Below are 6,000 nucleotides of genomic sequence, written 5' to 3'. Positions count from 1 at the left end.
GCTATGCGGGGGGTCTCGACCGTAAGCTCTGGCTGCTGGGGCTGGAGGGTGCGGTGCCGGAGCCCCAGGGCTGACCGCCGGAGGTTGATCGCCCCCGCCTCGCTGGTCAGCCGCACCCAGCGGGTCACGCCTCCCTTCCGTACCGCGGAGAGCAGGAAGGCCCCCTCGGTACGGAAGTCGTGGACCGTCAGGTCCGCCCAGGCCACGGGCAGCGCGGGGAACACACGGATGACACCACCCCAGGACTGGCAGACCATGTCGTGCAGGGACTGGGCGGCCGACAACGGGGTCTCGATGACCGGGCCGGACTCCTTGTACATGGTGTTGGGCTGGATGAAACGGGACATGAGCTCGCCGAGGTAGCCCAGCGCGTCCTCACCCTTGCCGAGCAGCGCCGACATCGAGGCCGCGCCCGTGAACGTATAGCCCTGGAGCGCGCCCTCGAAGCCGACCCAGTGCGCCAACGACCTCTCGATCAACGCCCGTTCATCCGCCGTGCGGCCGGTCACCTCGTACAGCGGGTACACGGCGAGCAGATGCGAGTAGTGGCGGTGCGACTTCGCGAAGGGGACGTCCGCGCCGATCATGAAACCGTTCGCGTCCGTCGGATACGGCACCCGCTTGGCCAGCACCTCACGCCAGCGCGGCGCCAGCTCGTCGTCGATACCGAGGAGTTCTGCGGACTCCAGCAGCGTACGACAGCCCCAGGTCAGCAGCATCAGGTCGTAGTTGCAGTCCCGTGAGTCGTCGCCGTACTCGGGCGAGAACGTCGCCGGGAGATGCAGCTTGCCGTCCGGGCCGGGCTCCAGGAAGTGCAGGTAGTAGTTGATCGCCTTGCGCAGGAGCGGGAAGAGGATATCCCTCAGGATCGACTCGTCCATGGTGTGGCGGTAGCTGAGCCAGACGTTGTGCAGGGCCCAGGTGAGGTTGCCGACCTCTGGGGTCGGCGGGTTCTGGCCGGGGATGCCGACGCCGTACCCCATGAGCGAGCTCGCCGCGCCGTTGATGAGGTGCGGGTCCGTGGTGCGAGGGATGCCCATCGAGTCGGTGTTGTACGGGGCGGCCACCTCCTTGGACAGGTTCTCCCGGAACTCGCTCAACGACCGTGTGACCGCGTCGAGTTCGAGGTGGTTGGAGCCGTGGATGAGCCAGTACTCCAACTGCGCGTTGAGGTTCCACCAGGTGTTGGGCCACGGTGTGGGCTCCAGCCAGGGCCCGCAGGTCGCCATGACGGGTGCGTCGCGGCGCGCGGCCGACGCCGTCTTGTACAGCTGGATCCAGTAGAAGCGTTGGATACGGGCGTCCGGCAGGGAGAGGAAGCTCTTGCGGTAGTAGGCGTGCCACCAGTCGTGGTGCGTCGACGCCAGACGGGAGTACGGCAGCCCGGATACGGTCCGGATCGCTCGTACCGCCCGCCGCAGCGCCGTGTTCTGCGGATACGAGTACGCCACGTGGACGTACAGCGTCCGGCTCGCCCCCGCGCGCCGCTCCCGCCACGCCGTCACATGCTGCCCGCCCGACAGCAGGGGTTGTACGGAGGTGGAGACGCCGTCCTCCTCGCCGACCTCGGCGGGAGGGTTGCCCCGGTAGCCGTCCGGCAGCGGCTTGAACGCGGCGCGCGGGCTGATCGCGTCCGCCGGGTGGAACACCCACCGGAAGCCGCGCTCGCCCTCGCTGGGCGTGACCTCCACGGCGAGCACCGAGCGCGAGGTGTGCACCAGGGCCCGGATCGTGAGCGTGCCGCGATCAGTGGTGAGCGTTCCGGTGAACTCGGCGTCGCGCAGCCGGAGCCGCCAGTCCAGGCCGGTGATGCGGCCCACGGGTTCCAGGGTGAAGTGGCCGATCGGCAGCCGGGCGAGCCCGAACAGCGAGCCGAACTCGGGGCGGCGGTCCTGGACTTCGGAGTGCTGCACATTGAAGCGCACGGCGGTGAACGTGCCGTCCTCCTGGCCGCCGCCCGGCTCCGCGTAGATCCCGGAGCCGAGGAAGCCGTTGCCGAGGAACGGGCCCTCGTACCAGGTCGTCGGCATCCGCTGCCAGACCAGGTCGGCGTCGTCGAGGACCGCGCGCCAGGGGTCGGAGGGGGAGAGTTCGGGAGCGGCGGCAGCGGACGCGCTCGCCGGGGTGGCGGGCAGACCCCCGGAGACGAGTGTTCCGCCGAGGGCGGTTCCGGTGGCGAGAACGGTACGTCTGGAGGGGCTCGGCTTCGCTTCGGACGGGCGGGACATGGTGCCTCCCGGCGGCTCAAACAGCACGATTCAAAGGGTGATTCATCGGAGCTATCCCGCGATGCAACGTAGAGAAGGTGTGTGTGCTCGTCAATAAGGAAGGAGAGGTCCGATGTGTTGGAGAGGGGTTGTGACCGCTGTCGTCCGACGCGCCGAACTGGCGCATCATCGCCGCACCACCTGGTTTTTCCCGGAGCCCCGTTTTCATCGGGCTCCCGCGGTGGACAATTAGGGGCATGAGCCAGCAGGGGGAGAGGCCCACCGGTCACCAGGACGACTGGTGGGGGCAGTTGTACGACGACTCCACCGAGGACACGGGACCCACGGCCGCGGCCGACTCCCTCGACGACCGCTTCGCCTCGGCGGCGGGCACGGTGGGGCGGGGCTCGGCGGCCCGACCGGAGTCCTCGCCGAGCGGCGCCGCGCCTCCACCCGGAGGACCTCCGACGGTCCCGGGCCGGCGCACCACGACCACCACGCCGGACGCATCCCCTTCCGCCCCCGAGGTTCCCTACGACGGATCCGGTTCGTACGACCTGGCGGCCCCCTCGAACCAGACCGCCCGCTCGAATCGGACCGCCCCTTCGAATCGGACCGCCCCCTCCAGCCGGTCCGCCAACCAGGGCACCCCGTACAACCGGCCCACCCAACACGACACCTCCGCCCCTGCCCCCGCGACCTTTCCGCCCGGTCCCAAACCGCCGGGCTTTCAAGCGGAGGTGCCCCGTACCGCACGGCCCCCGCGCGACGCCTCGCAGCCCTCCGAGCCAGTGGCCGTCGCCCACGTCGGTTCCGGGCCGCCCACGTACGACGCGGAACCCACCGCACTGCCCGCCGCGGACCCGGACGACCTCGGTGATCTGGTCGCGGACACCGTGCTGGACGGGGCGCGGTACGGGGCGTGCACCCTGCGGGCCGCTTCCGTGCGCGGGGACTCCGCCCGGTACCGGGGCGAGCCGCGCCGGGACGCGCTGCTGACCGCCCGGTTCGGCTCGGGCGACGATGCGCTGGTGCTCGTCGCCATGGCGACCGGCGCCCGCGCCACGCCGGGGGCGCACCGGGCGGCGGCCGAGGCGTGCGCGTGGATCGGGCAGGCCGTCGGCCGCAGTCACGTCCGGCTCGCCGCGGACCTCCGGGCCGCCCGGCGCGGCGACCTGAAGTCGGGGCTGCACCGGCTCACCGACCGCAGCCTCGGCAAACTCCGCGCCAGCGCCGCCGAACAGGGCGTGGAGCCCGAGGAGTACACGGCCGGCCTGCGCTGCCTGCTGATCCCGGCCGACCCGGAGTGCCGTACGCGTGTCTTCTTCGGTATCGGCGTCGGCGGGCTGTTCCGGCTGCGGGACGGCGAGTGGCAGGACATAGAGCCGCGCGTCACCGCGACCACCGGCGCGCCCGTCGTCGGCTTCGGCTCGCCGCCCCAGGAGACCCCCGACGGCGACCGACTGACCATGGACCTCGGTATCGCGACGCCCCCGAGCCCGTACGAGCCCGCCCCCGCACCGCCCACCGTCCCCTTCCGCTTCCGTGCCTCAGTGGCCCGCCCGGGGGACACGCTGCTGCTGTGCACGGCGGGCCTCGCCGACCCCCTGCGCGGTGAACCTCAGCTCGCCGAACACCTCACGGCCCGCTGGGCGACCGGGAAGCCCCCTGGCCTCGCCGCCTTCCTCGCCGATACCCAGGTCCGGGTGAAGGGATACGCCGACGACCGCACGGCCGCAGCTGTCTGGGAAGGCTGAACCGGGCCGGCAGAAGGAGGCGTCCGCCACACCCGTGGCCGCGAGCGGCTGGTCGTATACGCCCGTATCGGCAGGCCGGGGTGGACGGCGGGGACCGGCGCGCGCCGTCGGGCCGGGTGGCCCGTGCGAGGGCTCCGGGTGCCCATGCGGTCTCCCCGCGTGAGGGTTTTCCCTGGTGGCGGGGGTGCCGTGAGCCTGTCCGCAGCGTGGCTTGACTGTGTGCGTTTGAAAGCCTACGGATGGTGCTTGACGATGCCGTATGACTGTCGCCTTCCGGACGGGGCATGGATCCCGTGAACGTGTTCGAGCGGGAGGGGAATCGTCATCGGCGTGCGGACGGGGGCCATGAAGAGGCAGGCGCGAGGGGGCGGTCCCGTGGCGATCGGGGCCTCCTCGGCGAAGACGATGGAGGAAACGACCGACAGCGGCACGGACCAGGCGGGGGCGGGGGAGCTCAGACACAGGCTCGGACGGGCGGACCTGCGGGCGGTGCCCGAGGCCCGGAGGGCGCTGAGGGAGTTCCTCCGGCACTGGGGGCGCCCCGGTAGATCGGAGGTGGCCGAGCTGTTGACCAGCGAACTCGTCACCAACGCACTCATCCACACCGACCGCGACGCGGTCCTGACGGCCACCGTCTCGCCACATGAACTCCGTGTGGAGGTACGGGACTTCGTGGGCCGCAGACCCCAACTGCGGGTACCGGACGCCGATGACGGTACGCATGGCCGCGGCCTGATCCTGGTGCAGTCCCTCGCGGACGCCTGGGGCGTACGCAGTCATGGCGTGGGCAAGGCGGTGTGGTTCGAACTGGGCGCGGACGCCGCGTGATGGCCCGAACCGGAAAACGGGGCGGGGGCGCGGCTCGCGCGCCGCGCCCCCGCCCCGTGCGGCCCGTGAAGGCCGTGCGGCCTTCGCGAGCGGGAGCGTGTTCTAGCCGAACTGCTGCTCCAGGTCCTTGAGCTTGCGCTCCAGGGAGTCGAGCCGGGGCAGTGCCATGGTGTCGTCCTCCGCGGTGAGGTCGACGGTGACCGGCTTGTCAGAACTCCCGCGGGCGGGCTGCAGTGAGGGGCGCGTACGGACGGGCAGTGGGTCCGGCGCGGATAGGGCAGGCTCCGCGGGGGCGGGCTCGGAGACGCGCTCCACGGTGGTCACGTCCATCTGCCGCCCGCCGCCGCGGCCGGGCAGACCCCGGTGGCCGCGGCTGATGGCCTTCAGGTGGGCACGCTCCAGGCGCTCCTGATCGCGCTTGCGCTCCCGCTTGTCGTCCTTGATGCGCTTGTCCTCGCGCACCTCTTCCACGGCCTCGTCCAGGGAGCGCACACCTTCGAGGAGCATCAGCGACCAGGCCTTGTACGTCTCGCGGGGCGCGCGCAGCCAGCGGACGACGCGGATCTGCGGCAGCGGGCGCGGGACCAGGCCCTGATCGCGCAACGCGGCACGGCGGGTCTGCTTGAGGGCGCGGTCGAACAGCACAGCGGCGGAGAGGGACATGCCCGCGAAGAACTGCGGGGCGCCGTCGTGGCCGAGGCCCCTGGGTGCGTGCAACCAGTTGAACCAGGCCGCGGCGCCCGCGAACGTCCACACGAGTATCCGGGAGCCGAGCGCCGCGTCACCGTGGCTGGCCTCGCGCACCGCGAGCACGGAACAGAACATGGCGGCGCCGTCGAGTCCGAACGGAACCAGGTACTGCCAGCCGTCGCTGAGGCCCAGGTTCTGTTCGCCGAAGCCGACCAGGCCACGGAAGGAGAGGGCGGCCGCGACCGCGGCACAGCAGAAGAGGAGGGCGTAGGAGGCCGTGGCGTAGAGGGCCTCCTTGCGCCGGCGGCGCTCCTCACTGCGCTCCCACGAGTCCTCGGTCTTCGCGTGCTCCCCGGACCGCTTGCCGCGCGCGAGCACCGCCATCGCCGCCAGCATGCCCAGGAGCAGCACGGCGCCCGGAAGCAGCCAGTTCAGCGATATGTCGGTCAATCTCATCAGTCCCTTGTATTGGGATGGGGCATGACGCCCGTCATAGTGGCCCAATCCTCACTGCCCTC

Annotated in this window: 4 protein-coding genes; 2 read left to right on the top strand and 2 right to left on the bottom strand. The window is 71.4% G+C overall.

The window, feature by feature from the left end; all coding sequences use genetic code 11:
* Nucleotides 1-2,228: glycosyl hydrolase family 95 catalytic domain-containing protein (locus FPZ41_RS26030; protein ID WP_228022979.1), on the bottom strand; the 2,228-nt coding region annotated here is incomplete at its 3' end.
* A 236-nt stretch (nt 2,229-2,464) separates the two neighbouring features.
* Here FPZ41_RS26030 and FPZ41_RS26025 point away from each other — a divergent pair.
* Nucleotides 2,465-3,964: a protein phosphatase 2C domain-containing protein gene (locus FPZ41_RS26025; protein WP_152866115.1), complete on the top strand. Its 1,500-nt coding sequence runs from the start codon at nt 2,465-2,467 to the stop codon at nt 3,962-3,964.
* A gap of 405 nt (nt 3,965-4,369) precedes the next feature.
* A complete protein-coding gene (locus tag FPZ41_RS26020) occupies nt 4,370-4,792 on the top strand; it encodes an ATP-binding protein (RefSeq protein ID WP_152866122.1) in 423 nt (140 codons plus the stop codon).
* A 102-nt stretch (nt 4,793-4,894) separates the two neighbouring features.
* Here the strand turns inward: FPZ41_RS26020 and FPZ41_RS26015 are convergent, their stop codons facing one another.
* The gene (locus FPZ41_RS26015) at nt 4,895-5,938 is read right to left on the bottom strand and encodes a DUF2637 domain-containing protein (protein ID WP_152866114.1); all 1,044 of its coding nucleotides are present in this window, start codon (nt 5,936-5,938) and stop codon (nt 4,895-4,897) included.
* Nucleotides 5,939-6,000 lie beyond the last annotated feature (62 nt).

Origin of the sequence: Streptomyces acidicola, assembly GCF_009377235.1 — a bacterium.
In the GTDB taxonomy this organism is placed as follows: domain Bacteria; phylum Actinomycetota; class Actinomycetes; order Streptomycetales; family Streptomycetaceae; genus Streptomyces; species Streptomyces acidicola.
Note: the sequence above shows the minus strand (reverse complement) of the source record. Positions and strands in the feature narration are given on the sequence as shown.